This window comes from Bacillus sp. X1(2014) (assembly GCF_007678255.1).
In genome coordinates this window covers 1-550 of sequence record NZ_VEED01000059.1, presented here as the reverse complement: position 1 = coordinate 550, position 550 = coordinate 1, and the positions used below count along the sequence as shown (strand labels likewise).

The window sequence follows — 550 nt, the reverse complement described above, 5'->3', positions numbered from 1 at the left end:
TTGTCAACAATGTTATCAGCGACGAAAACAATGTGGAGGAATTAATTATGACCCAATTACAGTTTAACCTAAATATTGATGATTTAAAAGATTCTGTTATGAACTCTAATATAGACGCTGTCATTAAAGCGTCTATAGTCTTAGTATTAAATTCTTTTATGGAAAAAGAACGTGATGAGTTCTTGCAAGCAGGATCCTATGAACGTTCTAACTTACGACGTGACTACCGCAACGGATATTATGAACGTGATCTAATAATTGGCATTGGAAAAATTACTCTTCGAGTACCACGTACTCGCAGTGGAGAATTTTCGACTACCGTGTTTGAACAATATGCTCGTTGTGACCAAGCTCTCGTATTAGCCATGCTTGAAATGGTTGTGAATGGGGTCTCCACAAGAAAAGTTTCAAAGATCGTGGAACAACTCTGTGGGCAAAAAGTGTCTAAATCATTTGTATCTACACTCACAGAAAAACTAGATCCTTTAGTGAATCAATGGGCAAGTCGACCTCTGAATACGATGTACTATCCTTATATATTTGCCGATGC

General features: G+C 37.3%; 1 protein-coding gene. It reads left to right on the top strand.

Going from position 1 to position 550, the window contains the following annotated elements; translation table 11 throughout:
* Positions 1–47 precede the first annotated feature (47 nt).
* Positions 48–550: transposase (locus FS608_RS29750; protein ID WP_186328960.1), on the top strand; the 503-nt coding region annotated here is incomplete at its 3' end.